At 60.9% G+C, this 26,428-nt stretch carries 27 protein-coding genes and 2 pseudogenes; 14 read left to right on the forward strand and 15 right to left on the reverse strand.

Annotated features, from left to right (window positions below):
* The first annotated feature begins 64 nt into the window (after positions 1–64).
* Both ACSQ26_RS19540 and ACSQ26_RS19545 read left to right on the forward strand, forming a co-directional pair.
* Positions 65–751 carry a GntR family transcriptional regulator gene (locus tag ACSQ26_RS19540; RefSeq protein ID WP_436011778.1) on the forward strand — a complete coding sequence of 229 codons (687 nt, stop codon included), beginning with the start codon at positions 65–67 and terminating at the stop codon, positions 749–751.
* A 60-nt stretch (positions 752–811) separates the two neighbouring features.
* Positions 812–934 carry a BrnA antitoxin family protein gene (locus ACSQ26_RS19545; RefSeq protein ID WP_436015358.1) on the forward strand — a complete coding sequence of 41 codons (123 nt, stop codon included), beginning with the start codon at positions 812–814 and terminating at the stop codon, positions 932–934.
* A gap of 80 nt (positions 935–1,014) precedes the next feature.
* Here ACSQ26_RS19545 and groL read toward each other — a convergent pair whose 3' ends face one another.
* The 4 genes from groL to ACSQ26_RS19565 form a co-directional block, all read right to left on the reverse strand.
* Complete coding sequence (gene groL, locus ACSQ26_RS19550) at positions 1,015–2,649, reverse strand: chaperonin GroEL (protein WP_436011780.1); 1,635 nt, start codon at positions 2,647–2,649, stop codon at positions 1,015–1,017.
* A gap of 53 nt (positions 2,650–2,702) precedes the next feature.
* Positions 2,703–2,999 (reverse strand): co-chaperone GroES, encoded by a 297-nt coding sequence (gene groES / locus ACSQ26_RS19555; protein ID WP_436011782.1) that lies wholly within the window; start codon positions 2,997–2,999, stop codon positions 2,703–2,705.
* Between the two features lie 217 nt (positions 3,000–3,216).
* Positions 3,217–3,363 (reverse strand): hypothetical protein, encoded by a 147-nt coding sequence (locus tag ACSQ26_RS19560; RefSeq protein WP_436011784.1) that lies wholly within the window; start codon positions 3,361–3,363, stop codon positions 3,217–3,219.
* Positions 3,364–3,632: 269 nt separating this feature from the next.
* Positions 3,633–4,139, reverse strand: coding sequence for a hypothetical protein (locus ACSQ26_RS19565; protein ID WP_436011786.1), 507 nt, complete (start codon positions 4,137–4,139; stop codon positions 3,633–3,635).
* 138 nt (positions 4,140–4,277) lie between these two features.
* Here ACSQ26_RS19565 and ACSQ26_RS19570 point away from each other — a divergent pair, with 138 nt between their 5' ends.
* The 7 genes and pseudogenes from ACSQ26_RS19570 to ACSQ26_RS19600 form a co-directional block, all read left to right on the forward strand.
* Positions 4,278–4,541 carry a hypothetical protein gene (locus tag ACSQ26_RS19570; RefSeq protein WP_436011788.1) on the forward strand — a complete coding sequence of 88 codons (264 nt, stop codon included), beginning with the start codon at positions 4,278–4,280 and terminating at the stop codon, positions 4,539–4,541.
* A gap of 40 nt (positions 4,542–4,581) precedes the next feature.
* Positions 4,582–4,740 carry a hypothetical protein gene (locus tag ACSQ26_RS19575; RefSeq protein ID WP_436011790.1) on the forward strand — a complete coding sequence of 53 codons (159 nt, stop codon included), beginning with the start codon at positions 4,582–4,584 and terminating at the stop codon, positions 4,738–4,740.
* A 258-nt stretch (positions 4,741–4,998) separates the two neighbouring features.
* Positions 4,999–5,208 (forward strand): cold-shock protein, encoded by a 210-nt coding sequence (locus ACSQ26_RS19580; protein ID WP_258161618.1) that lies wholly within the window; start codon positions 4,999–5,001, stop codon positions 5,206–5,208.
* A 135-nt stretch (positions 5,209–5,343) separates the two neighbouring features.
* On the forward strand, positions 5,344–5,568 hold the full coding sequence (locus ACSQ26_RS19585) for a hypothetical protein (RefSeq protein ID WP_436011792.1): 225 nt from the start codon (positions 5,344–5,346) through the stop codon (positions 5,566–5,568).
* 72 nt (positions 5,569–5,640) lie between these two features.
* Positions 5,641–6,249: a J domain-containing protein gene (locus tag ACSQ26_RS19590; protein WP_436011794.1), complete on the forward strand. Its 609-nt coding sequence runs from the start codon at positions 5,641–5,643 to the stop codon at positions 6,247–6,249.
* A 53-nt stretch (positions 6,250–6,302) separates the two neighbouring features.
* On the forward strand, positions 6,303–7,334 hold the full coding sequence (locus ACSQ26_RS19595) for a fatty acid desaturase (protein WP_436011796.1): 1,032 nt from the start codon (positions 6,303–6,305) through the stop codon (positions 7,332–7,334).
* A 269-nt stretch (positions 7,335–7,603) separates the two neighbouring features.
* Positions 7,604–7,843: pseudogene (locus ACSQ26_RS19600) on the forward strand (hypothetical protein); the annotation flags it as partial.
* On the opposite strand, the pseudogene ACSQ26_RS19605 reads toward ACSQ26_RS19600, so the two are convergent.
* The 9 genes and pseudogenes from ACSQ26_RS19605 to bglB form a co-directional block, all read right to left on the reverse strand.
* Positions 7,832–8,623, reverse strand: a pseudogene (locus ACSQ26_RS19605) (IS6 family transposase). The pseudogenes ACSQ26_RS19600 and ACSQ26_RS19605 overlap by 12 nt on opposite strands.
* Positions 8,624–8,730: 107 nt before the next feature.
* Positions 8,731–9,507: a 2-dehydro-3-deoxy-D-gluconate 5-dehydrogenase KduD gene (gene kduD, locus ACSQ26_RS19610; protein WP_436011798.1), complete on the reverse strand. Its 777-nt coding sequence runs from the start codon at positions 9,505–9,507 to the stop codon at positions 8,731–8,733.
* Positions 9,473–10,555: an ABC transporter ATP-binding protein gene (locus tag ACSQ26_RS19615; RefSeq protein WP_436011800.1), complete on the reverse strand. Its 1,083-nt coding sequence runs from the start codon at positions 10,553–10,555 to the stop codon at positions 9,473–9,475. Before ACSQ26_RS19615 ends, kduD begins: the two co-directional genes overlap by 35 nt.
* Before the next feature lie 12 nt (positions 10,556–10,567).
* Positions 10,568–11,620: a carbohydrate ABC transporter permease gene (locus ACSQ26_RS19620; RefSeq protein WP_436011802.1), complete on the reverse strand. Its 1,053-nt coding sequence runs from the start codon at positions 11,618–11,620 to the stop codon at positions 10,568–10,570.
* Positions 11,617–12,654, reverse strand: a complete 1,038-nt coding sequence (locus ACSQ26_RS19625) for a carbohydrate ABC transporter permease (RefSeq protein WP_436015360.1) — start codon at positions 12,652–12,654, stop codon at positions 11,617–11,619. The genes ACSQ26_RS19620 and ACSQ26_RS19625 overlap by 4 nt, the downstream gene beginning before the upstream one ends.
* Before the next feature lie 77 nt (positions 12,655–12,731).
* Entirely contained in the window at positions 12,732–14,003 is a 1,272-nt protein-coding gene (locus ACSQ26_RS19630; RefSeq protein ID WP_436011804.1) for an ABC transporter substrate-binding protein, read from the reverse strand.
* A gap of 76 nt (positions 14,004–14,079) precedes the next feature.
* Positions 14,080–16,557, reverse strand: coding sequence for a hypothetical protein (locus tag ACSQ26_RS19635; RefSeq protein ID WP_436011806.1), 2,478 nt, complete (start codon positions 16,555–16,557; stop codon positions 14,080–14,082).
* On the reverse strand, positions 16,554–17,390 hold the full coding sequence (kduI, locus tag ACSQ26_RS19640) for a 5-dehydro-4-deoxy-D-glucuronate isomerase (RefSeq protein WP_436011808.1): 837 nt from the start codon (positions 17,388–17,390) through the stop codon (positions 16,554–16,556). The genes ACSQ26_RS19635 and kduI overlap by 4 nt, the downstream gene beginning before the upstream one ends.
* On the reverse strand, positions 17,387–18,487 hold the full coding sequence (gene bglB / locus ACSQ26_RS19645) for a beta-galactosidase BglB (protein WP_436011810.1): 1,101 nt from the start codon (positions 18,485–18,487) through the stop codon (positions 17,387–17,389). Before bglB ends, kduI begins: the two co-directional genes overlap by 4 nt.
* Before the next feature lie 120 nt (positions 18,488–18,607).
* Here bglB and ACSQ26_RS19650 point away from each other — a divergent pair, with 120 nt between their 5' ends.
* Complete coding sequence (locus tag ACSQ26_RS19650) at positions 18,608–19,666, forward strand: LacI family DNA-binding transcriptional regulator (RefSeq protein WP_436011812.1); 1,059 nt, start codon at positions 18,608–18,610, stop codon at positions 19,664–19,666.
* 103 nt (positions 19,667–19,769) lie between these two features.
* On the opposite strand, the gene ACSQ26_RS19655 is transcribed toward ACSQ26_RS19650, so the two are convergent.
* Positions 19,770–20,927, reverse strand: a complete 1,158-nt coding sequence (locus ACSQ26_RS19655; protein ID WP_436011814.1) for an LLM class flavin-dependent oxidoreductase — start codon at positions 20,925–20,927, stop codon at positions 19,770–19,772.
* A 105-nt stretch (positions 20,928–21,032) separates the two neighbouring features.
* On the opposite strand from ACSQ26_RS19655, the gene ACSQ26_RS19660 reads away from it, so the two are divergent.
* Both ACSQ26_RS19660 and ACSQ26_RS19665 read left to right on the forward strand, forming a co-directional pair.
* Complete coding sequence (locus ACSQ26_RS19660) at positions 21,033–21,737, forward strand: GntR family transcriptional regulator (RefSeq protein WP_436015362.1); 705 nt, start codon at positions 21,033–21,035, stop codon at positions 21,735–21,737.
* Positions 21,738–21,755: 18 nt separating this feature from the next.
* Complete coding sequence (locus ACSQ26_RS19665; RefSeq protein WP_436011816.1) at positions 21,756–22,853, forward strand: Gfo/Idh/MocA family protein; 1,098 nt, start codon at positions 21,756–21,758, stop codon at positions 22,851–22,853.
* A 364-nt stretch (positions 22,854–23,217) separates the two neighbouring features.
* On the opposite strand, the gene ACSQ26_RS19670 is transcribed toward ACSQ26_RS19665, so the two are convergent.
* Positions 23,218–24,093 carry a GNAT family N-acetyltransferase gene (locus ACSQ26_RS19670; RefSeq protein ID WP_436011818.1) on the reverse strand — a complete coding sequence of 292 codons (876 nt, stop codon included), beginning with the start codon at positions 24,091–24,093 and terminating at the stop codon, positions 23,218–23,220.
* A 261-nt stretch (positions 24,094–24,354) separates the two neighbouring features.
* Here ACSQ26_RS19670 and argE point away from each other — a divergent pair, with 261 nt between their 5' ends.
* Positions 24,355–25,479 (forward strand): acetylornithine deacetylase, encoded by a 1,125-nt coding sequence (argE, locus tag ACSQ26_RS19675; RefSeq protein WP_436011820.1) that lies wholly within the window; start codon positions 24,355–24,357, stop codon positions 25,477–25,479.
* A gap of 9 nt (positions 25,480–25,488) precedes the next feature.
* Positions 25,489–26,412 (forward strand): 2-hydroxyacid dehydrogenase, encoded by a 924-nt coding sequence (locus ACSQ26_RS19680; protein ID WP_436011821.1) that lies wholly within the window; start codon positions 25,489–25,491, stop codon positions 26,410–26,412.
* Positions 26,413–26,428 lie beyond the last annotated feature (16 nt).

The raw sequence follows: 26,428 nt of genomic DNA on the forward strand, positions 1-26,428 counted from the left end.
TGGTATACCATAAGACCGAGTGTCAAGGCCTTGTGCAAAGATTTTTTTGCCGCTACACCGAAGCATGACCAAGAACGCCGAGAATCTCGCGGCCCTCCGCATCGAAAGCCCGCCAGCGACGCTGAGGGAAATCGCCCTCGACCGCATGCGACGCGCCATCATCAGCGGCCTTTTCGAGCCCGGCCAGCGACTGGTCGAACGTACTCTCTGCGATCAGCTCGGCGTGTCGCGCTCCGTCATCCGCGAGGTGATCCGTCACCTCGAGGCTGAAGGTCTGGTGGAGATGGCCAAGCAGGGGCCCATCGTCGCGGGAATCGATTGGGATGACGCACGGCAGATCTACGAAATCCGCGCCGCCCTGGAATCAACCGCAGTGGCCGATTGCGCGCGGCGCGCGGACGTTGGCGTCAAGGCGCGGCTGTGCCGGGCACTCGACGAACTCGATCGCACGTCGAAACAGAATTCCCCTCCGGGAATTCTCGACGCAACCACCGAATTCTACAAGATCATCTTCGAGACCAGCGGCCACAGTATTGCCTGGGATATCGTCAGCCGGCTCAATGGCCGGATATCGCGGCTCAGGGTGATGACCCTTTCCACCGCCCACCGGACCACCTCTGGCCCGGCCCAGATCCGCAAGATCTTTGCCGCGATCGAGCGCAACGATCCCGAGGCCGCCGCGGGGGCCTGCCGCGCTCACGTCTCCGCAGCGGCGAAAATCGCTCAGACACTGCTGGAGGCTGCCCAATAGATCTGGGCAGCTCTTCAGTGGGACAAGGTCTTGAAGGGAGTCGAACCTCAGACCCCGTCATTGCTGCTTCCTCATACCAAGAAGCTCGTTTCGATCAAGCTCGACAGCGACGTCCTTGCCTATTTTCAGGCAGCTGGTCGGTTGGCTTCAGCGACACGCTTGGCCATGCAAAGCAAAGACTGATGCACCGCTAAACAGCAGTGAGCCCCGGATAAAACCCGGGGCCCTGTTTCGACCGACGTCTGTTAACGTGGTCACGAAGACTACATCATTCCGCCCATGCCACCCATATCGGGCATGCCGCCGCCAGGCGCATCACGCTTTGGCAGTTCCGCGATCATGGCTTCGGTGGTCACCAGCAGGCCGGCAACGGAAGCTGCATTCTGCAGCGCGGTGCGGACAACCTTGACCGGGTCGACAATACCCATGGTGATCATGTCGCCATATTCGCTAGTCTGGGCGTTGTAGCCCCAGTTGTCTTCGTTCTTTTCAAGGATGCGGCCGACAACGATCGAGGCTTCGTCACCGGCGTTCTCGGCGATCTGGCGGGTGAGTGACTGCAGCGCCTTGCGGACGATGTTGATGCCGGCGTTTTGGTCGTCGTTTTCACCCTTGATATCAAGAACGACAGAGGCTCTGAGCAGTGCCGTACCGCCACCGGGAACAATACCTTCTTCGACGGCAGCGCGGGTCGCGTTGAGCGCGTCGTCGATGCGGTCCTTCTTTTCCTTGACTTCGACTTCCGTCGAGCCGCCGACGCGGATCACGGCGACGCCGCCAGCGAGCTTGGCAAGACGTTCCTGCAGCTTCTCGCGGTCGTAGTCGGAGGTGGTTTCCTCGATCTGCGCCTTGATCTGGGTGACGCGGCCTTCGATGTCGGACTTCTGGCCGGCACCGTCGACGATCGTGGTGTTTTCCTTGGTGATCGACACCTTCTTGGCGCGGCCCAGCATGTCGAGGGTCACGTTTTCGAGCTTGACGCCGATGTCTTCGGAGATCACCGTACCACCGGTCAGGATGGCAAGGTCTTCGAGCATGGCCTTGCGGCGGTCGCCGAAGCCCGGAGCTTTGACGGCAGCGATCTTGAGGCCGCCACGGAGCTTGTTGACGACGAGCGTAGCAAGCGCTTCGCCTTCGACGTCCTCGGAAATGATTAGGAGCGGCTTACCGGCCTGCACGACCGCTTCTAGGATTGGTAGCATCGCTTGGAGATTCGAGAGCTTCTTCTCATGAAGGAGCACATACGCATCCTCGAGTTCAGCCAGCATCTTTTCGGCGTTGGTCACGAAATACGGCGAGAGGTAGCCGCGGTCGAACTGCATGCCTTCGACGACTTCGAGTTCGGTTTCGGCGGTCTTGGCTTCTTCAACCGTGATGACGCCTTCATTGCCGACCTTCTGCATGGCCTCGGCGATATAGCCGCCGATTTCCTTCTCACCATTGGCGGAGATCGTGCCAACCTGGGCGATCTCCTCGGATGTGCTGATCTTCTTGGCTTTGGCAAGGAGATCCTTCACCACGGCCGTAACCGCAAGATCGATGCCGCGCTTCAGATCCATCGGGTTCATGCCGGCGGCAACCGCCTTGTTGCCTTCGCGAACGATGGCCTGGGCCAGAACCGTCGCGGTCGTGGTGCCGTCGCCGGCGACGTCGTTGGTCTTCGAAGCGACTTCGCGGACCATCTGGGCGCCCATGTTCTCGAACTTGTCGTCAAGTTCGATTTCCTTGGCGACGGCGACACCATCCTTGGTAATGCGCGGAGCGCCATAGGACTTGTCGATGATGACGTTGCGGCCCTTCGGACCGAGGGTGACCTTCACCGCGTCTGCGAGGATGTCGACGCCGCGCAGCATCTTTTCGCGTGCAGTGCGACCGAATTTGATTTCTTTTGCAGCCATGATGAAAACTCCCGAGCAAATTGCTCATTGGCTAGTATGGGTGGATGAAACGATCAGGCGATGACGCCCATAATGTCGCTTTCCTTCATGATCAGAAGGTCTTCGCCATTGAGCTTGACTTCGGTGCCCGACCACTTGCCGAACAGGATCCGGTCGCCTGCCTTGACATCAAGGGCGACGAGATTGCCGCTGTCGTCGCGAATGCCGGAGCCGACGGCGACGACTTCGCCTTCCTGCGGCTTTTCCTTCGCGGTGTCAGGGATGATGATGCCGCCTTTGGTCTTTGCTTCGGCTTCGATGCGCCGGATCACGACACGATCGTGCAGCGGCCGGAAATTGATATCCGTCATTCTAAACATCCTCGATGAAATGGGCTTTTGGCGCCGCGATGGGCCAATTTCACTGTCTTAGCACTCTCTGGGTGAGAGTGCTAGCACTATAAATTTCAAGCGAGCCGATTGGACCCGCCCAAGTGATCAATCGCCGGAGAAGTCTGGCGGCAGGCTGCCCGTTTTGAACAGAATCACGGGGTCATCGTAGATTTCGGCGTCGGCATCATGAGATTGCTCAAACGCCACCGTGCCAGCCCTGCTTTCCGAAAGTCGTTTCGCAAGGGTCGACCGCGATCTCGGCCGTCTTGCTCAGCCTTGGCTGGTCGGCGACGAGCGACCGCCCGCGTTGCTGAAAGCCGATCGTAACGAATGATTTGGTCATGTCTGACATCTCTTGCTACCGCGCAATGTCGACCAAAGCGGTGATAGGCGAAAGTGGCCCCTTCGCGGGAATTTTGTATCGAGGCTAGGCTGACCCTCACTACGGCCTTGCCGCGGCCACATGTTCCGCTTCCTTGAGGAGCCGCTTTGATCTGAGATCGACGGTCTTGCGTTCTCGCTCCAACTGCTCGTGCCGGGTGATTTCCGCGGCCACATGGTTGGTGGCGCTTTGCCGGCGTTGCCTTGGTATTTCCGGTATCGGTCTTGCCATCAAGCCGCCATTGTCAACATTTGGGGAATGGCATCGTCCGCACCCGACGAATTGTCGCTGGGGCTGAAGGCGGGGAAACCCAGCATGATGCGTCGCACGACCGTGGCATGGCTACTGACGAGCCGCATGGGCTGCCGGGTCGGTCTCGCCTCCGAGGCTAACGCTCCGCCTTCATTTTCCCATGCCTTGATATCGGCAAGTTCACCCGCTCGCACCCGCTCCGACATGTCCTGATAGAGATGATGGAACAGTTCGAATCTCAACTCCATTTCCGTCGAAATGCCCTGCTTAAAGCACCCGATGAGAAATCGCGATGCGGCCAGTCTCGCCGAATGGGAGGTTTCACCATGCCTGTCATGAAGGCCGGCATTATCGAGGACGCGCCTGAGCATATTCAAATCGTCGAGTGTAAAGTGCTGCTGGATCGTGGAAGACAAAATGTCCTCCTTTGTCGGGGCTAGGCTCGATGGCCGCCCTTTCGCGACGGCGCCCTGATAAACGGCCATCGACGAGTCACCTGCTCTTTAATCGGCGGGCGCACAACAAAATAGCGAACCATCGGGTAAAGTGCGCGCTGGAGTGGCCACTTGCCGACGCGACGCCGCAGGCGCGGTTCGTCCCTTCAGGCACAATGGATACCCCAAATGAGCAATGTTGACGAGCTGTTCGACCTCAATCAGGTAGAGGCGATCACCAGTGATCTACGTTTGCTTTGCCAGGATCTTGCCGACCGGCTTCACGCCAGCGATCTGTCTGCGGCTCTGGAGTTTGCAGATAGCCTCAGGTCGCAACGAATCTCGGCCCACACATTCGTCGAATGGTTCCGGGAAAATATGATTCAACGTCTTAATCCGCCCGCGAGGACCAGAATGATTTCGTTCGAAGGCCCGATACACAAAACGCACTAGGCAGTGCCCGATTGGAACCAAAAGCCCAGATGGAGACGTCATGACCGAACAGACGCAAGCGCCTGACGAAGCTGCCAAACTACCTATTCCCACGCGCCGACAGGAAGCTGAAAGCGCCTATGCCGCGATCGTCGACGAGGAACGTCGAGCCCTTGTCGAGAAAAACATGCGTCATCGATCGATGCGGTTGTTCAAGTAGCCCCAACGAGGCTATTTCAAGGTGGTTGGCGGAGGTCCTACATCACTCCGTTCTTGCCGTGGGTTCGGATTTCTTGAACCAAAAGTTGACAATCCACGAAAAGATCTCTATTTATGGTTATATCGATATTTGCTTGCTGAGCTTTGGTTACGCGCGATTTGCACCGCGCCCTGAACGAACCTTCCTTTCAAAAATCGCTGTCACCATCCGCAGTGCTTATGCGTTGCGGTCGTTCAATATGCTATGAAAGGGTTCAACATGACCACTGGCACAGTTAAATGGTTCAATGCCACCAAGGGCTTCGGCTTCATTCAGCCTGACGACGGCGGCGCTGACGCCTTCGTCCACATCTCGGCCGTCGAACGCGCCGGAATGCGCGAAATCGTCGAAGGCCAGAAGATCGGCTACGACATGGAGCGCGACAACAAGTCGGGCAAGATGTCGGCCTGCAATCTTCAGGCCGCTTAAATCGGCATCCGCTCTCCCGTGACCACGGATGTACTGGCACTGCTGAGAGCGAGATACCAACCGAGGTCAGGCTAGCTGCCTGGCCTTTTTCATTTTTGCTCGCTCCGACGAGCCACCATTTTCTGGAACGACCCCATGACACAGACACACAGCCGATCCCGGCAACAGGCGGAAATTGCTTTCGGCAAGACACAAACAGAATTCTTCGCCCGCGGACAAGCGATGGCGGTGCTTGACTCCATTGCTAGTGCGCGAGACGAAAAGACCTCGCGGCTGCGAGAAGCCCGTAAGGCGAAGGAATTGTCGGCCAGGCTTTCAGCGGCCACCGCGCTTATTGGAAAACGCGCCAAGAAAGCCTGACTCTGTATTCAAGCCTGCAAAAGTCCAACTCGCAAATTCATGCCTTGATGACGGCTGTTTACAGATAGGGCCATGATGATCGATTCCAAAATCTTCGTTGGGCTTAGATCCACGAGAAAAAAGTCGGCTCTACACAGCGAGCCCGCAGGTCCGAAATGCCAATGGGATGGCTGCGAAAGCAATGGGACGCACCGTGCGCCCGTCGGGCGCGACGCCGAAGGCCTTTATCTGTTCTTCTGCCTTGCACACGTCAAGGAATACAATAAGGGGTATAATTTTGCGGCTGATCTCTCCAACGATGATATTGCCCGCTATCAGCGAGAAGCACGGACGGGTGGGCGTCAGACCTGGGGAACAGTCGTCCAAGAGGCCGTCGGGACGCCGATACCGTCCACTGCCCGCTCTGGTTCTGCCAAGGCCTTGAATGCGCGCAAAACTGCAATGCAGCGCCAGGCCCACAAGAGCAATCCTCAGGTACGGAGACTCAAGGTGCTTGAAGCGAAGGCTCTGGAGACGCTTGGCCTTGCGGGGGACGCATCGCCGCAGGAGATCAGGAGCCGCTACAAGGAGCGGCTCAAAATGCACCATCCTGACACCAACGAGGGAAACCGCGCCTCTGAGGACGCACTTCGCGCCTCGATCGAGGCGCATAAGGTCCTTAAAATGAATGGGTTTTGTTGACAGCGAGCGCGGTTAAGTGTGCGCCCACGCGTGTCGAATGGAGAAGAAGATCGATGACTTCCACGTCCGGCGTTCATGACGCAAGCCGCAGTGATGAAGCGTCCTGGCTGAAGGTTCTCGCGAAATATCGACAGCCCAATTCCGGCCGCAGCGCTCTCGAGCTCGCAGTGACCGCAATTCCGTTCGTTGTGTTATGGACGCTTGCCGTATCGGCGGTCTGGCATGAAATGTGGTGGGGCATGATTTTGACGGTGCCCGCCGCGGCGTTCCTGTTGCGGCTGTTCATGATCCAGCATGATTGTGGCCACGGCTCCTTCTTCGGCCGCCGCGGGCTCGACGACTGGACTGGCCGAACGATCGGTGTGCTGACCTTGACACCATATGACTATTGGCGCCGCGCGCATGCAGAGCATCATGCGTCCGCCGGAAATCTAGACGAACGCGGCATCGGTGACATCACCACGCTCACAATCGACGAGTACGAAGCCCTCTCGCGTTGGAGCCGCCTTGGTTATCGCCTTTATCGGCATCCACTCGTCATGTTCGGAGTCGGACCGGCGTGGCTTTTCCTGATCAAACAACGGTTGCCCTTCGGTATGTTTCGGTCGGGCTACTTGCCATGGGCGTCGACGATAGCAACAAATGTGGCGGTCGCCGTTCTCATCGGTGCGATGATCTGGATCACCGGTCTCTTGCCGTTTCTGACCGTGCATCTGCCGATCACTTTGATGGCCGCCGCGGCAGGCGTCTGGCTGTTTTACGTCCAGCACCAGTTCGAGGAGACACACTGGTCGAAGAAGCCGGAGTGGCAGTTCCAAACGGCTGCGCTGCACGGCGCATCGCATTACGACCTTCCATTCCCGCTCAAATGGATCACCGGGAACATCGGCATTCACCACATCCATCATCTGTCGAGCCGTGTGCCTTTCTATCGGCTGCCCGAAGTGCTGCGAGATCATCCTGAACTGGCCGGTCTCGGCCGCATCACGCTTTGGCAGAGCTTTCGCTGCGTCAGACTCACACTCTGGGATGAGAGAAATGCTCGGCTAGTCTCGTTCAAAGAGGCAGCCAAACGCCTTGGCTAATTCAAGTGCTGGGCGCTGATCTTCCGAACGATAAGTAGCACACTACGCGTTCGCCTAACCTAAGCAGACGCGCAGCTTTCAGGAAATCGCCGGGTTTGCTTGAATGGCCGATATGGACGCGCAAAGCGGAAATCATTGCCGCTGTTGGCCCAAAGCTGCCGTTGATCCGAGTGACCGGTCACTTGGAACCGCCTCTGTCTTCTTGTGGACCGCGTAGGTTCGCTGCGTTGGAGATCGCATTACTGCGATAGCCGAAATCCTCAGCCTAGGCGGTTAGAGAGGGCGACGGTGAGGATGTGTCCACACACGGCAGTGCAGAAGCGCCGCGGCGCTACGTCGAGACGTACTGGCGCGAGCCGGCCCTGCGGTCTGCACTCACAGGTGCCGGGTGGATCGTCAGCGATGTACGTCGATTTACCCGCCGCATTGGGGCCGATCACAGCTGTCAGTCCGTCGCCGGACTGGATGTCGGCGCTGATGCCGGATATGAGGCCTTGTCACAAAGTTAGGTTCGGCCCACAGTTTACCTCTGAATTGGGTGCGCTTCGCGCTTTATTAACTTTTTGAAGTCCAGCGCGAGCAGGCCGTTCTGATCATCGACGCTCCAATCACCAGTGAAGCCGAAGCCCTTCTTCAGCCAGAGCATCGCTTCGAAACCCGCAATGGTTCGACGCGCCGTGTTGAAAGATTGGAAGCCGCCGATCTTCGGCATGTTCTTCTTCACGCGAAAGTGGTCACTTTCGATGCCCTGCTGGAGATGCTTGGTAACATGGTGAACCGGATCCGGACGCAGGAGCCCGTCATCGACGGCCGCCTTGATCGTCGAGGGGAAGATGTTGGCGCCATCTGTGCCAATCTTCTCCGGCGAAAGTAGCGGCTCATCCCTGAGCATCTTTCGAAAGAACCGCTTCGCGGCATCAAGGTCACGCTTTGCGGTGAGCAGGACGTCGATCGGGTTTCCGTGCTTGTCGATGGCGCGGTATAGGTAACGCCACTTGCCGCGGATCTTGACGTAAGTCGTCGATCCGAACTGAGCCACAATGCGGTCGGCGGAACTGGCGCTGCCGCTTCTCGATCATCGGCGCAAAGGCCGGGGCCCAGCGATTGATCGTACTGTGGTCGACCTCGAAGCCGCGCTCCCGGAATATCTCTTCCAAGTCTCGATCGCTGAGCGGATAGCGCAAGTACCAGGCCACCGCCTGAACAATGAGCCATGCCTCGAAATGACGCCCTTTGAAATCATCCTTCGACCGGCGCTTCAATTTCTCGGCAATGGCATTCAGAATCATCGGCACGCTCCACGACATTGGGAGCGGCAATTTCCTCGCCCACGGTCAACAGCTCGTTAACAACGAAAATTTGCGACAGGCCCGGCGAGCTTCATCCTCGATCGAAATCACCGCACGAGCCAGCCTCCGTCGATCGGCAGCACCGTCCCGGTCACATAGGCCGAACCGGGCGCCGCAAAGAACAGCACAGCTGTCGCCAGATCCTCTGGCACGCCCCATCGACCCATCGGAATGCGAATTGAGATCTGCGCATTGCGATCGGGGTCGTTGCGTAACGCCTCGGTATTGTCGGTCGCCATGTAGCCGGGTGCTATGGCGTTCACGGTGATGCCATGCGGCGCCAATTCGTTCGCCATCGCTTTTGTGATGCCGGCAATGCCGTGCTTGGAAGCGGTATAGGCGGGCACCCGGACGCCGCCCTGGAAAGTCAGCATGGACGCGACATTGATGACGCGACCCTTCCGCCCGGTAGAAACCATGTGCCGGGCAGCCGCCTGCGACAGCAGGAACGCCGCCTTGAGATTGACATCCATCACGCTGTCCCAGTCCTCTTCAGAATATTGGAGAAGATCTGCGCGGCGGATGATGCCGGCATTGTTGACCAGGATGTCGATGCCGCCAAGTTCGGAGACGACGCGATCGATGGTGGCGGCGGCATCGAATTTCCGGGATAGATCGACCTGCAGTTCACAGAAACGTCGACCTGCGTCACGCACCTCCCGGCCGGTCTCGGACATGGGCGAGGAGCCGAGCGCGGCAATATCCGCGCCGGCGCCTGCCAACGCTAGCGCCATGCCGCGACCGAGTCCGGTTCGCGCGCCCGTAACCAGCGCGACCTTGCCAGAGAGATCAAACAGCGAGCCCAAGGCGTAGTCCTTTCTCATCGAACAGGTGGAGTGGCGCGCCGGCCAGCGAGAGCTGGATTTCGGAGCCGGGGGTGAGTTTGTGCTGGCCTTGTGCGACGACGAGCATCTTATGGCCGGTGACATCCGTGTGGACGACGGTCTCCGCACCGAGTGCCTCGACGAGCCGGATCGTTGCGGGCAGGCTGCCTGCGCCGTCCCCAAGTTTGACGTGCTGTGGCCGCACGCCAATCGTGATGCGCATGCCAATTGTCATGCGTGGATCGCCCGGGACTTCCAGCTTGTGGCCGCCGGCAAGCGTGGCCACCGCGCGTTCTCCGGCGATGCTTGCCACCTCGCCGTCGAGAAAGTTCATATGTGGCGAGCCGATGAAACCGGCGACGAAGCGATTGGCCGGGTTGTTGTAGAGTTCGAGCGGCGTGCCGACCTGCTCGATGCGGCCGGCGCGGAGCACGACGATGCGATCGGCAAGCGTCATGGCCTCGACCTGGTCATGCGTCACATAGATCATAGTCGCGCCGAGACGCGCATGGAGTGCGGAGATTTCGGCACGGGTCGAGCCGCGCAGTTCCGCATCGAGGTTCGAGAGCGGCTCATCGAGAAGGAAAGCCACCGGACGGCGGACGATCGCGCGGCCGATTGCAACCCGCTGGCGCTGTCCGCCGGAGAGTTGGCCCGGCCGGCGGTCGAGATAGGGCTCGATCTCCAGCATGCGGGCCGCTTCGGCTATGCGCTCGAGGATTTCTGTCTTCGGCATCCTTGTATTTTCGAGACCGAACGCGAGGTTCTGGCGCACGCTCATATGGGGATAGAGCGCGTAGGACTGGAACACCATGGCAAGCCCGCGATCGGCTGCCGGCACGGTGTTGACGACCTTGCCGTCGATCGACAGATCGCCACTGGTCGGCTTGTCCAGGCCGGCGATCATCCGGAGCAAGGTCGACTTGCCGCAGCCGGACGGGCCAACAAAGACGACCAATTCGCCATCCTCGATTTCGAGATTGATGTCGTGCAGCACCTTCACGGCGCCGAATGCCTTCCCGATATTCGCAAGCTTGATATGGCCCATGAACGTTACCCTTTATTTCAACCCGGTGCCGGCGATGCCGGTGGTGATGAAGCGCTGCAGGAAGATGAAGACCAGTACGACGGGGATCATCGTCACCACCGTCATGGCCAGAATGAAATGCCACTGCACGTTCAGCTCGCCGGAATAGATGCTGAGGCCGACTTGCAGCGTGTAGAGCTCCTTGCGCGACAGCACGATCAACGGCCACAGGAAGTCGTTCCAGCGCCACACGACGGAGAAGATGGCCAGCACGGCGAGCGCCGGCGCCGTCAGCGGCAGGATGATGCGCCAGTAGATCTGCCATTCCGACGCCTTGTCCATGCGCGCGGCATCGATCAGTTCATCCGGGATGGTCAGCATATATTGCCGCAGGATGAAGACACCAGTCGGCGTCGCCACAGTCGGCAGGATGACGCCCCACAGGCTGTTGAACAGCCCCAGTGAGGAAATGATCGAATAGAGCGGCACCATGATCACCGACAGCGGCACCATGAGCGTCGCCAGGATCAGCAGCATCGCCAGACCGCGGCCACAGAATTCGTATTTGCTGAGCGCGAAGGCCGCCATCGAATTGACGATCAGCGTGATCAGCGTCGCGACGACAGTGACGAAGACTGAGTTCCAGAGATAGCGGATGAAATCGAAATGGACGAAGGGTTCGGTATAATTGTTCGCCGCGAAGGACATAGAGCGCACCGGCTTGCGGTCCTTGATATTGACCTTGATGATTTCCCCAGGGTTCTTGGGATCGATCATCTGCGCGACCACGCCGATGCGCCGCACCTCGGCCAGCACCGCCGTCGAGCCATCGGGCAGCCTCGCCTCATAGAGGTCGAGCTGCTTGTCATGTCCCGCGACCGTCACCTTCTGGGTGATATAGGGCAGGATCGTCGGCGGGAATTCGGCGAGCGCTGCAGGCGACTTGAAGGACGAACCGACCAGCCAGACCGCCGGGCCGAACATGATGAACAGGCCTCCGATCAGCCAGACCCAGGTCACGATATCGGTCCAGTGCCAGCCCTTTCCGCCCTTGCGGCGGAAGATGAATTGCGCGACGCGGCTCATGACTTGCCTCCCGTCTTGTCGCCCGAACGGCCGACACCGAGCTGGATCAGCGTGAGGACGACCAGGACGGCGCCCATGAGAATCGAGGCTGCAGCCGCCAATCCGGGATTGCGCAGTGCGGTGGCGAAGCCGGTCTCGTAGATATATTGCGTCAGGTAGAGCGTGCTGGTGCCCGGCCCGCCGCCGGTCAGAACGTAGACTTCGTCGAAAATCTGCACCGCCCGGATCAGCACGAGCACGAAGACGACGAGCAGGTTCGGCATGAGCAGCGGCATGGTGATGCGCCAGAAGGCGCGCGCCGGACGCGTGCCGTCCATCTCGGCGGCCTCATAGAGGTCTTTCGGTATCGACTGCAGGCCCGCCAGCAGAATGAGGGTGTAGAAGCCCATATGCGCCCAGATCGAGACGCCGACCGTGGCGGCGAAGGCCCAGTTGCGATCGCTCAGCCAGACGTAAGGGTCGAAGCCGAGGCCATAGAGGCCGAAATTCAACAGGCCCTGGCGTTGCAGGATCCACTTCCAGATGAGGCCGACGACGACGGGCGACAGCAGGACCGGGAAGAAAAACACGGCACGCCAGAAGCTGCGGGCAGCGAGATCGCGGTTGAGGATGAGCGCCGTGATCAGCGAGACCAGCAGCATCAGCACGACCTGGATCGCAACGAACCATCCGGTGTTGCCGACAGCGGTCCAGAACGTGTCTTCCGCGCAGCTATTTGGGTCGAGATAGTTCGAGCAATCGAACAGCCGCGCATATTGATTGGTGCCAACGAAGTTGCGATCGCTGAGAAAGAGCGCGGTGCCGCCGGTCATCGAATAGGCAAAATTGATGACGAAGGGCAGGAGCACGAAGACGCCGAAGATCAGCATGTTGGGCATCAGGAAGAATGCCGCCATGCCCGATATGCCGGCGGTCTTCTGCAGCCATCGCAAGGGCATGTCGAGCAGGCCCATCACGAAGGCGAGGGGGGCCATGGCGATCTCGCCCAATCCGCGGCGTGGCGGTGGCATTATCTGTTCGGACTTCATTTGCAGCCCCTCCCCGAGCCGTTCGCGTTGCCGCCGCACGTGATCATGCGACGGTCATCGTCAAGTCTCGGCCAGCCCAAACATCAAGGCGCGGTGTCTTTGACCTTGGCGGCGATATCGGCATCGATGCGTTGGAAGGCTTCGTCGAGCGAAAGCTCGCCCGCCATCGCCTGGCTGACGCGTGTCACGAGCGCGCCATAGACGGTATCGGACCAGAACCAGCCCGGCAGCTTCTTGGCAATGTCGGAATTCTTGCCGGATGCCTCGACGAACACATTGAGTGCCGCCTTGGCCTGTGCATCATCAGTCTTGAAATCGAGGCCACCGGCGGCGACCACGCCCTTATGGGCCGGCAGGAACAGGGTTCGCTCGGAAAATTCCTTCACGATGTCCTGTTGCGCCAGATACTCCATGACCTTTGCAACGTCCTTGGGATTCTTGGTGTATTTGATCGCCACGAGGCCGGCGCCGCCGGCAAGCGCCGTGCAATTCGCCGAGCCGCAAGGCGTACCCACCGCGACCCAATCGAAGCTGTTGCCGATCTTGGTCGAGAAGTTCGGGATCTGCCACGAGCCGGAGTAGTAGAGCGCGACTTGACCATTGATGAAATCGTCGGCCGCGGCGCGATAGGTCGAGCCCGCCGCCGAAACCCAGACGTCCTTCGAGAGCGTGCCATCCTTGGTCCAGTCGACCAGCTTGGCCACGAAGGCCTTGGTGCCGTCGTCGACCGGCGCGGGCTTGCCATCGGCGCCGATATAGTTGCCGCCATAGGAGAGGATCAGCGGCGTGATGCGATGGCCGGAGCGATCGATTGCCATTGGGTAGGGAATCTGCTGGCTCGCCGCCACCTTCTTCACCGCTTCCGCCCACTGATCCCAGTTCGATCCCGGGGCCGGGACTGCCACCCCGGCCTGATCGAACAATGTCTTGTTTGCATAGCCGCCGGTCAACGTCAGCTGCGTCATGAAACCGGGGATCATGTTGGAACCGTCGGGGCGCATCCAGTCGAGCTGGTCGCCGAAATTGGCTTCCCAGTAAGCCGGATCCGAGAGAAGCGGGCGCAGGTCGAGCCAATGACTGGCCAATGCCTTGATACTGGTTACGCGCGCAATGTCGGGGCCGTTTCCACCTTCGAGCTGCACCTGCAGCTGTTCCTTGACGACGCTGTAGGCGACGTTGTCGATCGTGACTTTGATGTCGGGATTTTCCTTCATGAAGCGATCGACCAGATCCTTCAAGACCTCGCCCTCGACACCGTCGGAATACCACATGATGCGGACGTCGCCGGCGAGTGCCGCCGTCGAGGCCATCAAACTCACGGCAAGCGCCGCGAGAACCGTCTTCATCTTCCTCATTTCCGTTCTCCTCCTGTTTGGGACGATTGTGCCGCCCCTTTGTGACAATCGGGCCGGCTCCTCCCGGCACGGGCCATTATCTCGCCGTCAGTAGGATGGCCTCCCCGCTGACGGTAAATTCCTTCGGCGAAATGCGTCTTCCCTCGGCTTCCACGGTGCCGTCGGCCCGGAAATGGACTTGATCATATTCTGGGTCATCGACTATGAAATCACCGTTCGATTGCTCGACAACAGCGAGATCCGCAAATCGATCCCTGGCGTCCGACAGACTGGTGGCGGCCGAGACGCGGATGATCCAGCGTGTCTTGCGGCCCTGCTGGCGCAGCTCGGCATGGGCGGAGGGGCCGTCAGTCACCATCGAGAGGGCGCCGTTGCCGCGAATGACGACGGCTACCTTGCCGCTCCTTGCCATGGCGAGGCTGCCATCAACGGCATGCTCGTCGAATTCGGCGGTGGGAAACCATGCATGGCTGAAATCGGGCTGCTCCTCGAAGGCTGAGAAATCCATGACGGCGAGGCCGCGATATTGCTGCACCCGGGCGATCGTACCGCAGCCGCCCCAATAGGAGGGGCGGCCGTAGCCGAACTGGATGGTCTCGCCGGGATGGTTGATCCAGACCGCCGCTTCGGGACGCTCGCCGATGCGGAGGTGCAGGATGGTTTCCTGGTAACCCCATTCGTGCCAGCGGTAATGAGCCGCCGATCCCATGGCGAAATGCTCGCCCTTGTAGTGATAGAGCGCGGCAAACCGGCCCTCGCCCTGAGCGAATGTCCATTCCTGATCTTGATCGTCGCGATGATCGGCGATCGCAGCGAAGCTGTCGGGTATGACAAGGCCATGGTCGCGCACGCAGACGGCAAGCTGCGGCAGGGAATGCACGCGCCGGCCGTACCAGCCCCGGCCCCAGAGCAGCCGCGCGACGGCGGAGAGTTCCAGCGAGCGCCCCGCGCACAGCGTGTGTTCGTAGGAGCGGCCCTGGGCGGCGGTGACCATGCCATGATGGGCCGAACGCGCGATGATTTCGCAGAGCCTGACGATGCCTGTCTTGGCGCGTTCAGCGATATCGGCATCGGGCGAAAGGGCGGCAAGCGCCGTGAGGCCCTTGAGGTCGATCGGGAAATAGGGCGCCGAATTGAATTCCGCCATTTCCCACTCTTCGAAATGATCGAGCCATGCGCGAACCCGCGCCGCGCCGACAGCGCTCTGCTCGGTGCCTTTGCGACCGGAGCGAATGAACGTCTTGTCAGCCAGCAGATGGCCGCCGAGATAAGCCGAGGTGTGAAACAACAGCGCGTGGTTTTCGGAGAAATACCACTGCACATCGTTGCCCGGTTCATCCATCCAATAGCGATAGTTGAGGATCGCGGCATCGATGCGCGCCCGCGTCTTGTCGCCGATGTCATTGCCCCAGACGGTGCGTGACCAGATCAACGGCACGAGCGAGAAATCCGCGCAGTCGTGGCAATCCTCGATCGACGGCAGGATTTCCTCGATCATCGCATCGGTGTCAGTGCCGGCCCGGCCGCTGGCCAGACGGGCGAAGGCGCGCACGGTATCGCGTTCCGAATATTCCGAGACCTCGTCGAGTGTCTCGCGGATGCGGGCATCGAGCGTCGCCGGAGCATCGCCCTGCCGTGCCGTGTGGCAGATCTCCACCCCGAGCGAACGTGCGACGACAAAACCACCGGAGCTGAGCCCGATGCGGAAGTGGCGGAAGTCCGCCGGCGCTTGGTCGGCCGGGCCGACGACGAGCCGGCTTGCGCCGGCGGGCAGCGTGAAATCGAGATCGAACCGCTCCCGGGACATGAAATCGCCTTCGACGGCGACGTTGACGGCCGCATTCACTGGCAATGCGCTGGGGAACATCAGCGAGATGTCGCCCTCGAAATAATGCTGGCGGTCGAAATACATGCGGTCGAGTGCTGCCTCGAAGGCATCGGCGACCGCTGCGTCGACCGGCACGGGCACTGCGACGCGGGCGATGGGGCCGGCGAGATAGTCGAGCTGGAAGAAGTAGCGCGCGTCGCGCTCTGCCAGGTCGTCGAAGAACAGCGTGATCTCGTTGAGCCCCGCGACCAGGGGCAGTTCGAATTCCTGCTTGGCCTCGAGATTACGGCTATAAGGAGCCATCCAGGCGATCTCGGTCCCGTTCAGCCAGAGGACCGCGCCGCCGCAGGTGCCGAGATTGAGCCGCGCCGTGCCGGCCGCGTCCGCCTCGATATAGGTTTGCGCCCAGGTCGCCAGGCGTGTCGGCCGGAACCAGAAGCCGGAGAGATCGACGCGCGGCGAACCGAAGGGCAGCCACCAGCGCTTTTCCGCGAATGCGCCCCTGACATCGGGCCGCTTGCCGCGATAGCGTTCAGCGAAGGTGGTGCGGCAGGGATATTCGTGCGGAATGAAATTCTTGTGCTTGGTCAGGAAGAAGAAAGGGTCCATCTCGCCCTTCATCGGCGCGTCGTGCACGTCGAAGCGCTCCTCGGCGATGGCGCCGAGTTGCCAGTAGCGGATCGCGTCACCCGCCTTCAACTCTCGCTTCAGATATCCGCCGCTCATTTCAGATCCGCCACTGCTACTGGAGACACGTCATTATATTCCTGGTTCTCGCCGGTCATGCCCCAGACAAAGCCGTAAGGCCCGGTGCCGGCGCCCATATGGATCGACCAGGCGGGCGAGAGCACCGCATCGCCATCGGCGACGACCAGATGGCGCGTCTCGTCGGGCTGGCCCATCAGGTGAATGACCCGGTCCTCGGGCGCCATGTCGAAATAGCAATAGGCCTCCATCCGTCGCTCATGGATATGCGGCGGCATGGTGTTCCAGATGCTGCCCTCGGCGAGATCGGTAATGCCCATCAGCAGCAGGCAGGATGGCGCCACTTCGGGGTGGATATACATCCTGAGCCGGCGCTTGTTCGAGCGCTTTGCATCGCCGAGATCGAGTGCCTTGGACTCTTCGCGGGTGATCAGCCTGTGGGGGATGTCGGCGCCGGCGGGTACGGAATTCATGTAGAAGCGCGCCGGATGATCAATGGAATCGCTGGAGAGTGAGAGTTCCTTCGCGCCACGGCCGACATAGAGGACATCGCGGTTGGCGAGGTTGAAGATCTTGCCGTCCACCGCGACCGTGCCACCGCCACCGAGATTGGCGATACCCATCTCGCGGGCCGAGAGCAGATAGGACGTGCCGATCTCCTCGCCGCCGCCAAAGCTGATCGTTTCGCGCGTTGGCATCGCGCCACCGAGGATCAGCCTGTCGACATGGGTGTAGGTCAGGCGCAGCTCGTTGCGGACGAAGAGGCCGGGCACCAGAAAGGCGTCGCGCAGCTTCGTGGTATCATAAGCCTTGATGTCATCAGGCGCCGCGCCATAGAGAACCTTCATAGTCATGCCACTTTTCCCTCGGCTTCGACATGCTGCAGCGCTTCGGACAGGCAGAGGATCGCCAAAGCCTGGCCGTAGCCGGTTGGCTGGATCGGAATGTCGCGATAGAATTGCTGGTCGTGGCCCATGCGCGTGCCGTAGGAGACATTGAGCACGGTGCCGTTTTCATCGATATTGTTCATCACTGCCTTGAGCGCCTTCAGCCCCGCATCGCGCCAGGCCGGCGTACCGAGGCCGAGCCGATAGCCCTTGAGCAGGCCGTAGCCGATACCGGCAGTCGCCGAGATTTCCTCGTAGGAATTGGGGTCGTCGAGCAGGGTCCGCCATGCGCCCGACGGCGCTTGCAGCGGCAGAAGCGCATCGACCTGTGCCTTCAGCACGCCGAGCAGGAAACCCCGCACCGGCCTGGAGATATCGGCGAGATCGAGCAGGTCGAGAATGCCTGCGGTGATCCAGGCATTGCCACGCGCCCAGCGCGCCCGGGCGAAATTGTGCCGGCCATCAAAAGTCCAGCCGTGGAACCAGAGGCCGGTCTCGGTATCGGCGAGATAGCGGGCATGAACGAGAAATTGCAGTGAAGCTTCATCGACCAGTTCGCGCCGCCCGCTCGCCTGACCGTAGGAGGCGAGAAACAGCGCTACCATGTAAAGCGTGTCATCCCACAATTCATTGTCATTGACCTTGTCGGAGACATGGTGCTCGAACCCGCCTTCCGGCGTGCGGCCCATGTCCGACATGACCCGGGACGCCCATGCGTCGAGTGTCGGCTGCCAGCGTGGGTCTCGCGTTTTCGCCCAGAGGACAGAAAGACCGAGCATCGGCGCAGTGGTGTTGACGTTGAGCGACGGAAGCCCCGCCTCGATACGGACCGAATACCAGTTTTCGATCAGATGCCTGAGGTCATCCCGGCCGGTGAATTGCCAGAGCCTGACCAGGCCATAGAGGCCGACGCCCTGCGGCCATTCCCAACTATCGAAGCTGATGTAATCACCCGAGGTACCATCCAGGTTCGGCTCGTGAAACTGGCCGCCATGCCGGAGGCCCGTAAAGCCTCCGACGAGTCGATCAAGACATGCGCTGATATCGCTGCTTGACGCCAGCATGACGTTCCTCCCATTCCCGCCGTTTCCGGCCCTCTCTTGAGACAAAGGATGCCGGAAAGAATTTTCTTGCGCAATCTGAAAATTTTTTTCATGGTCGCGGGAGAACTTGGGGAGGCCGCTATGATCGCAAAACCTGAACCGGGCAAACGCGGAAAGAAATCCAAACGTGTGCGGCTGGAAGACATCGCGGAGGCCTGCGGCGTCTCGCTCAGCACGGTTTCGCGGGCGATTGCCGGCGAGAAGGGCGTGCGGCCGGAAATCCGCCAGCAGATCCTCGAGGCTGCCAAGCATTCGAATTACACCGTGCCCCGTGCCGTCGCCGGGCAGAAGGTGATCCTGGCCGCGTCGAGCGCGGCGATGATCGACTATGTCCGCAGCCAGTTTACGCTCTATGTGCTCGAGGGGCTCAAGGAGCGAGCGCAGGCGCTCGGCCTTGAAATCGTCACCCGTCCGATGGCTGACAAACGCGAGGAACTCGTCGTGCTGGACGAAGCGCGCAATGATCCCGAGGTCGCCGGCCTGTTGTTTCTGACCATCGACGACGAGGACATGCTGGCCGCCACCCAGAACTTCGATAAATCGATCGTCCTGCTCAACAGCGACGATCCCCTGATGCGGCTTTCCAGTGTCACGCCCTGCAACCGGTCGAGCGCCAGGCTGGCGGCCAATCATCTGATCGACCTCGGCCACAGCCGCATCCTCTTTCTCATGCGGCCCGGCCGGCGCACGATCGAACGGCGTTTCGAAGGCTGGCGCGATGCGTTGCTGCATCGTGGCTTGCCCGCCGATGATGATCTTCTGGTCCCCGTCGATGACTGGCTGCCGGAGCTTGGTATCCAGGCCATCGCCGCCCGCATCAGAGAACGCGGCCTCGATTTCACCGCCGTGCTCGCAGCCGGCGACAGCCTGGCGGTCGGCGCTATGATGGGCGTGCAACAGATGGGTTATTCCGTTCCGGGTGATGTTTCCGTCATGGGCATGGACGACCTGCCGCAGGCGGCCTTCCTCAACCCGCCGCTGACGACGATGCATATTCCGATGCGCGAAATCGGCTCGTCCGGGCTCGATCTTCTCTACGACAATCTTTCGGGATTGCCCTACTTGCCGCGCCGCGTGGAACTCGCATGCCATCTGGTCGAGCGCGCCTCCACCGGACCGGTTCGCTCCGACGTGCCGTGATCCCATGAGAACGGCGCGCCTGGCATCGTCGCTCATCGGATTGGCGCAAGCGCTGGCCTGAATGGCCCGGCCGGCGCGCCGGTGCAAGCGAGATATGTTTCCATCACCGCCGCTCCCCCATACCGAGCGGCGTCGCCGGCATCTCGGCGGGAACGCGGCCATAGGCATGCGGCAGCGAGCAGGTCTTCAGTTGCGGCAGCACTTTGGTGCCGAATTGCTCGGCCTCTTCGAGATGCGGGTAGCCCGACAGGATGAAGGCACGGATGCCCATCCTACGATACTCCTCTAGCTCGGAAAGAACCTGATCAGTAGAGCCCACAAGGGCCGCGCCGCAGCCCGAACGGGCACGGCCGATCCCAGTCCACAGATGCGGCTCGACATAGCCGAACTGGTCGGCGAGTTCACGCGCCCGCGCCTGATGCGCGACGCCGAGCGAGATGGAATCGTGCGCCCGTTCGCGGATCAGCTTGCCGTATTCGTCGTCAAGTTTCGACACCAGATGCTCGGCATAATCGCGCGCCTCCTTCTCGGTGTCGCGGACAATCATATGCACGCGCAGGCCATAATCGAGCACGCGCCCATGCGCCTCCGCGCGGGCGTGAACGGCCTTCATGCGCTCGGCCAGCATGTCCTTGGTTTCCGGCCACATCAGGTAGACGTCGCATTGGGCGCCGCAAAGTTCGAGTGCATCCGGTGAATAGCCACCGAAATAGAGGAGCGGGCCGCCATTGTGCTGATAGGGCTTTGCCGGGCCGGTCGGCACGCCCTTGAACTGATAGACCTCGCCATCGTGGTCGATCGTATCGCGTGTCCAGGCCTGGCGCAGGATTTCCACCACCTCATGGCTGCGGCGATAGCGATACGCGCTGTCGGCCACCTCGCCAGGGAAATCCGAGCTGATGACGTTGAGTGTCAGCCGACCTTTCAGCATATGGTCGAGCGTGGCGACGGTGCGGGCGAGCATGATCGGCTGCATCTCGCCGCAGCGGATCGCGGCAAGGAAATTGATCCTGTCGGTCGAGGGGGCGCAGCCCGCGACGAAGGTCAATGTGTCCTGCCCGACCTGGTACGAGGACGGGCATAGGATGTTGCGGAAGCCGAGCGCTTCGGCCTTCAACGCGATCTCCGAGCAATGCTCCCAGCTCGCGCGCAGGCTGCCGTCGGGTACGCCGAGATACTGGCAATCGTCCGAGCAGAGCGCGGCGAACCAGGAGACTTCCGCCGCGTCGAGATCCTCCGACCGGATCGGCACCACGCTCATCGGCGATTCCTTCAGTCAATGACATTTGACCTTGCGTATCATTCGAATTCATGTAGATCAATAGTGTATCAATTTTCGTAGCGAGCCGTTTCGATCTTGCAACCGATCTCATCCGCCCCTGGCAGCCTGCCCATCTACCTTCAGGTGGCCGAGCTTCTCGTTCGGGATATCGCGGCCGGGCGGCTGATCGATGGTGAGAAGCTGGCGCCCGAGCGTGATTTGGCGGGGGAACTCGGCATTGCGGTCGGCACGTTGCGCAAGGCGCTGGCTGAGTTGCAGAACCGGGGCCTGCTCGAACGGATACAGGGATCGGGGAACTATATCAGGGCGGTCTCCGATGCCAAGAGCCTTTACGCGATGTTCCGGCTCGAACTGATCGACGGCGGCGGTCTGCCGACTGCCGAAGTGCTGACTGTGGATCGCCGGCCAAAGCCGCCGGAACTGCCGAATTTCGGCAAATCCGGCGAGGCGCACCGCATACGCCGCCTTCGTCGTCTCAATGGCCAGCCCGCCGCATTGGAAGAGATTTGGCTCGACGCGAGCTACGCGGAGGCACTTGATCGCGAGGCGATGTCGGAGAGCCTCTACCTCTTCTATCGCACGGCGCTATCGCTGTGGATTGTCCGAGCTGAGGACCAGGTAGGGCTCGATCATGTTCCGGACTGGGCGCCCGACATTTTCGGCCAGCGGCCGGGCAGCCCCGTGCCGCATGTGCTGCGCATCAGCCACGACCAGAACGGCGAGCGGGCCGAGGTGTCCTGGACTTGGTTCGATCATGCGATCGCGCGCTACGTCTCGCGCCTGAAGTAGACAGGGAAGGAACGACACGTGATACCGACTTACGGCATTATCGGCTGCGGCATGATGGGGCAGGAACATCTGTGCAACATAGCGCTGCTGCGGGAAGGCCGGGTTGCTGCCATCTTCGAGCCCGATCCCGCGATGCGCGAAGCCGCCAGCCGGGCAGTACCGGATGCGTTGATGGTCGATTCGATCGAGGCGCTGCTCGCGGTCGAGGCCGTGAACTGCTTGCTTATCGCCAGCCCGAACTATCTGCACCTGCCGCAACTCGAGATGATCGCCGCGATCCGGCCGCTTCCGGTTCTGGTCGAGAAACCGCTATTCACGGCGCCGGAGGATGCTCCTCGGGTTGCCGCACTACGGGCCGCCTACCCCGCCCCGATCTGGGTGGCAATGGAATATCGCTACATGCCGCCGGTGGCGCGGCTGATCGAGGAGGCCGAGGCCGCGACCGGCGGTATCCGCATGCTCACCATCCGCGAACACCGCTTTCCATTCCTCGAAAAGGTCGGCGACTGGAACCGGTTCAACGCCAAGACCGGCGGTACACTGGTCGAGAAATGCTGCCACTTCTTCGACCTAATGCGCGTGATCCTGAAATCCGATCCCGTCCGCGTGATGGCTTCGGGCGGACAGGCGGTCAATCATGTCAACGAGGTCTATGAAGGCGAGCGCTCCGACATCTGGGACCATGCCTATGTCATCGTGGACTTCGCCTCCGGTGCGCGCGCCATGCTGGAGTTCTGCATGTTTGCCGAGGGATCGCGCTATCAGGAGGAAATCTCCGCGGTTGGTCCGAAGGGCAAGATCGAATGTCTGGTGCCCGGCCCCGGCCGCTTCTGGCCGACACATCTGGGCGATCCGCCGGTGCCCCAGGTCATCGTCTCGCCGCGTCATCCCCAAGGTCCGCGTGCGGTGGAGATTCCGGTCGATCCCGATCTGCTCGAAGCTGGCGATCACAATGGCTCGACGTTCTACCAGCATCAGCGCTTCCAGCGGGCAATCCAGGGACTGCAGCCGGTGGAAGTCACGCTGGAAGATGGGTTGTGGGCCGTAGTGATCGGACAAGCGGCGCAACGCTCGGCCTTGACGGGCAAAGCGATCTCGACGATCTCACTGCCTTGACCCACCTCGCGTACCGAATTCAGTGGCCGCGCCCCAGTTTGCCCAGGACAAGGATCTGTATATTCGCTTCAGCACGCAAACCGAGTTGGCACGTCGCGGTGCAACACGCGAGCAATCAGCGGCCACGCCAGCGCATCGAACGCTCTTCTGACACGTGATACGACCCGCAGGATGCAGAAATTATTTCCGCGTTCGGACACGAATGCAGCCCTGACCCGCTTGATAGGATACGATCGGCCGACCCTGCTTTTCGACCAATTCGCGTCAACACATAGCAACAACACCAGAACTCGGCGGCGGCAACGAGCCGAGAGACAGCCAGCCCACTGCTCGTTCCGTAGCCGCCCTATCGGCTGTTGTTCGGCTAACCCAAAGTATGGCTTACAAGCCCGTAGGGTCGGGCGATGAGGGAGTTATCCTCTCTCGCCGGCGGCCAACCGCGTCCAAGCGACATCGAGGTCACAGTATCGAAGACGAATAGACCGCAACGCGCCAGAAAATCGGCAAATATTCCGTTCTTTTCGCGTGTGTCGAGACGCAAAAAGGATCCGACATGGTCTGCGACATGCGGTCTGACAACGGCGACCGCATCAGCATCGTTGGCCGCCACGACCGGCCCGACGACATGGCCCCGCCCGAACCGCCTGCACATGGCGAAAGCGGCGACGTGTCCGTCGCGGATGAGCACGACAGCTTTTGCCTGGGTGAAGAGGCGCTCGAGCAGTGCGGTGCGATCAGCGCCGAACGCCGTTTCGTCAAGTGTCGCCACCGCTGCGAGGTCGCTCGATTCCATCGGCAGCAGGAAGGAGTCCGCGGGCAGCGGCACGACGGGCGGCTCGAGCGCTTCGCCCTGGCATTGATAGACGATCGCCTCGGGCTGGAAATTGAGTGACAGATAGAGCCGGCGAGCGGCGTGGGTGGCGCTGAGACCAAGATTCCGATCGCCGACGTTGCCTAGCAAGTGCTCCATAAACCATTGACCGGCGCCATTCGCCTGCAGCCTCGGCGAGGTGATGACCATGCCCACGGTCGCGAAATCTTCGCCATAGGGAAACCACATGGCCGAACCGAGAACACGGCCGATCGCGTCGAGGGCTGCGATGCCCTGGCCGAACTCTACCAGGAATTGCCAATCCTCGGCACGATGCGGCCATCCTACGCTCATCGATAGCGCATGAAGGTTGCGGAGCTCGACCTTTGTGATGTCGGTCAATTCGAGCTTGAAGGAATTTAGCTGCATGGAACCAGATGCGGTCGGAGCCACTTGCCGATACCTCCGTGGGCGGGTTGATGAAAAAAGTGCTCACTGGCAGCCAATGACGCCAGTCGATCACCAACACAGTAACTCAACCCGCACAATAGATTGCGCTTCAAAAGCCGCCCAGTTCAACAGAATTCACTGAACCGAATAGGCTTTCGGCATGAAATCAGCCCTCCAGCGCCTAGTCTTGAGGATCACAGGGTGGTGGCGCGAACAGAAGCGCGTCAAGGAGAACGAGCAATGAACCACATAGAAATATTGGAGCGGCTGGTCGGTTTTCCCAGCGTGGTCGGCATTTCGAACGACACGATCGTTGCGTGGATCAAAGACTATGCCGAACACAACGGTGCAACTGTAACAGTTCTGCCGGGACCGGAAGGCGATCGCGCCAACCTGTTTGCAACGATCGGCCCGAAGGACAAAGCCGGCTATATTCTCTCCGGACACATGGATGTAGTTCCGGCACTGGAGCCAAACTGGACGTCCGACCCGTTTCATCTGCGAGCGGAAGGCGATTGCCTTTTCGGTCGCGGCACGAGCGATATGAAGGGGTTTCTCGCTTCCGCACTCGCCGCGCTCCCCATGGTCGCCAATATGCAGCTGACGCAGCCTCTTCATTTTGCCTTTTCCTATGACGAGGAAGCCGGCTGCAGAGGTGTTCCCCATCTCATCCATCAACTACCCGAGCTTTGTGCGAAGCCCGTGGGCGCGATCATCGGCGAGCCCAGCAGCCTGCGCGCGATCCGTGCCCACAAGGGCAAGGCCGCTGCAAGAATTGAGATCCGCGGGCGTTCCGGCCACTCGTCGCGGCCCGACCAAGGTTTGAACGCGATCCATGCGATGACCATGGTGCTGAACGATGCGCTCCGTGTTGTCGAGGCGTTGCGCTCGGGCCCGTTCGACCAGAATTTTGAGCCGCCCTATTCGACCGTGCAGGTGGGAACGGTCGCCGGCGGCCGGGCCGTGAACATCATACCCGATCTCTGCAGCGCGGAGCTTGAAGCGCGCTCGGTGGCCGGCGTGTCACCAACGGCTTTGCTCGAGCCGATCAAGCGTGCCGTCGATGCGCTGGCGCAGCAGGGCTTCCACACCGTGTGGGAAGTCCTGAGCACCTACCCCGCGCTCTCACTTGCCGTGGATGCGCCGCTTGCCCGGCTGATGGACGAACTGACAGGTGCCGAGACGCTTGCGGCGATAAGCTACGGCACGGAAGCCGGGCTTTACCAGGCGGCAGGCATCGATGCGATCATTTGCGGTCCGGGCGATATCGCTCGCGCTCATCGCGCCGACGAATTCATCCGCGTCGACGAGCTCGCCGCGTGTCAGGCTATGATCGAGAGACTGGCTGAAACACTTCGAAGCTGAGGGATTTCGATGGCTTTCTGGTTCAACTCCGATCGCGAGAGAGGGCGCATCTTCGCCGAGGCCTTCGCCCGCGATCTGCCCGACCTCCCGTTCGTCATGGATACGGCCGAGTGCGATCCCGACGATATCCGCTACCTCCTGACCTGGACTGCGCCGCCCGATCTCGACCGCCTCAAAAATCTCGAAATCGTGTTCTCGATCGGCGCTGGTGTGGACCAGTTCCGGGTCGAAACGCTACCCCCGCGCGTCAAACTCGTTCGCATGGTCGAGGACGGTATCGTGCGCATGATGCAGGAATATGTGGCGCTGGCCGTGCTGGCGCTTCACCGCAATCTCAAGGCCTATATGGGGCAGCAGTCCGAAGGCAGGTGGCAAGCGCTGCCGGTCCGGCAGGCTGCGCAGCGCCGGATCGGCGTGCTCGGGCTCGGGGTGCTCGGACAGGCCCTCATCGATCGGCTAATGCCATTCGGCTTTCCGATCTCCGGCTGGAGCCGTTCTCGGCGCGAGATCAATGGCGTGACCTGTTATCACGGCACTGAGTCGCTCACGGCCTTTCTGGGCGAGACAGACATTTTGGTCTGTCTTCTACCGCTCACGGAGGAGACGCGCGGTATCCTCGATGCGGGCCTATTCTCGGCGCTTCCGATCGGAGCGGCGCTCGTCCATGTGGGACGCGGCGCTCAACTCGATCACGAAGCCCTCATCCACGCTCTCGACATGCATCAGTTGTCGGGAGCAGTGATCGACGTCACCGAACCGGAGCCCCTGCCCCCTGAACATCCCTTCTGGCGGCATCCCCGGATCATGCTTACGCCCCACATCGCAAGTGTGACACAGCCCGACACCGCCGCCCGCGCGGTGATCGAGAACGTCAAACGCCATCGGGCCGGTCTCGACCCGATCGGCCTGGTCGATCGCGGCCGCGGCTACTGACCACAACAGGGCGCAA

It is taken from the genome of Rhizobium sp. LjRoot254, from assembly GCF_964254105.1.
Lineage (GTDB): Bacteria > Pseudomonadota > Alphaproteobacteria > Rhizobiales > Rhizobiaceae > Rhizobium_E.

Excerpts from the sequence above, each read along its gene's own strand:
- ACSQ26_RS19540 (WP_436011778.1), top strand. The coding sequence starts at position 65 with ATGACCAAGAACGCCGAGAATCTCGCGGCCCTCCGCATCGAAAGCCCG.
- groL (WP_436011780.1), bottom strand. The coding sequence starts at position 2,649 with ATGGCTGCAAAAGAAATCAAATTCGGTCGCACTGCACGCGAAAAGATG.
- groES (WP_436011782.1), bottom strand. The coding sequence starts at position 2,999 with ATGACGGATATCAATTTCCGGCCGCTGCACGATCGTGTCGTGATCCGG.
- ACSQ26_RS19560 (WP_436011784.1), bottom strand. The coding sequence starts at position 3,363 with ATGACCAAATCATTCGTTACGATCGGCTTTCAGCAACGCGGGCGGTCG.
- ACSQ26_RS19565 (WP_436011786.1), bottom strand. The coding sequence starts at position 4,139 with ATGGCCGTTTATCAGGGCGCCGTCGCGAAAGGGCGGCCATCGAGCCTA.
- ACSQ26_RS19570 (WP_436011788.1), top strand. The coding sequence starts at position 4,278 with ATGAGCAATGTTGACGAGCTGTTCGACCTCAATCAGGTAGAGGCGATC.
- ACSQ26_RS19575 (WP_436011790.1), top strand. The coding sequence starts at position 4,582 with ATGACCGAACAGACGCAAGCGCCTGACGAAGCTGCCAAACTACCTATT.
- ACSQ26_RS19580 (WP_258161618.1), top strand. The coding sequence starts at position 4,999 with ATGACCACTGGCACAGTTAAATGGTTCAATGCCACCAAGGGCTTCGGC.
- ACSQ26_RS19585 (WP_436011792.1), top strand. The coding sequence starts at position 5,344 with ATGACACAGACACACAGCCGATCCCGGCAACAGGCGGAAATTGCTTTC.
- ACSQ26_RS19590 (WP_436011794.1), top strand. The coding sequence starts at position 5,641 with ATGATGATCGATTCCAAAATCTTCGTTGGGCTTAGATCCACGAGAAAA.
- ACSQ26_RS19595 (WP_436011796.1), top strand. The coding sequence starts at position 6,303 with ATGACTTCCACGTCCGGCGTTCATGACGCAAGCCGCAGTGATGAAGCG.
- kduD (WP_436011798.1), bottom strand. The coding sequence starts at position 9,507 with ATGAGAAAGGACTACGCCTTGGGCTCGCTGTTTGATCTCTCTGGCAAG.
- ACSQ26_RS19615 (WP_436011800.1), bottom strand. The coding sequence starts at position 10,555 with ATGGGCCATATCAAGCTTGCGAATATCGGGAAGGCATTCGGCGCCGTG.
- ACSQ26_RS19620 (WP_436011802.1), bottom strand. The coding sequence starts at position 11,620 with ATGAGCCGCGTCGCGCAATTCATCTTCCGCCGCAAGGGCGGAAAGGGC.
- ACSQ26_RS19630 (WP_436011804.1), bottom strand. The coding sequence starts at position 14,003 with ATGAGGAAGATGAAGACGGTTCTCGCGGCGCTTGCCGTGAGTTTGATG.
- ACSQ26_RS19635 (WP_436011806.1), bottom strand. The coding sequence starts at position 16,557 with ATGAGCGGCGGATATCTGAAGCGAGAGTTGAAGGCGGGTGACGCGATC.
- kduI (WP_436011808.1), bottom strand. The coding sequence starts at position 17,390 with ATGACTATGAAGGTTCTCTATGGCGCGGCGCCTGATGACATCAAGGCT.
- bglB (WP_436011810.1), bottom strand. The coding sequence starts at position 18,487 with ATGCTGGCGTCAAGCAGCGATATCAGCGCATGTCTTGATCGACTCGTC.
- ACSQ26_RS19650 (WP_436011812.1), top strand. The coding sequence starts at position 18,608 with ATGATCGCAAAACCTGAACCGGGCAAACGCGGAAAGAAATCCAAACGT.
- ACSQ26_RS19655 (WP_436011814.1), bottom strand. The coding sequence starts at position 20,927 with ATGAGCGTGGTGCCGATCCGGTCGGAGGATCTCGACGCGGCGGAAGTC.
- ACSQ26_RS19670 (WP_436011818.1), bottom strand. The coding sequence starts at position 24,093 with ATGCAGCTAAATTCCTTCAAGCTCGAATTGACCGACATCACAAAGGTC.
- argE (WP_436011820.1), top strand. The coding sequence starts at position 24,355 with ATGAACCACATAGAAATATTGGAGCGGCTGGTCGGTTTTCCCAGCGTG.
- ACSQ26_RS19680 (WP_436011821.1), top strand. The coding sequence starts at position 25,489 with ATGGCTTTCTGGTTCAACTCCGATCGCGAGAGAGGGCGCATCTTCGCC.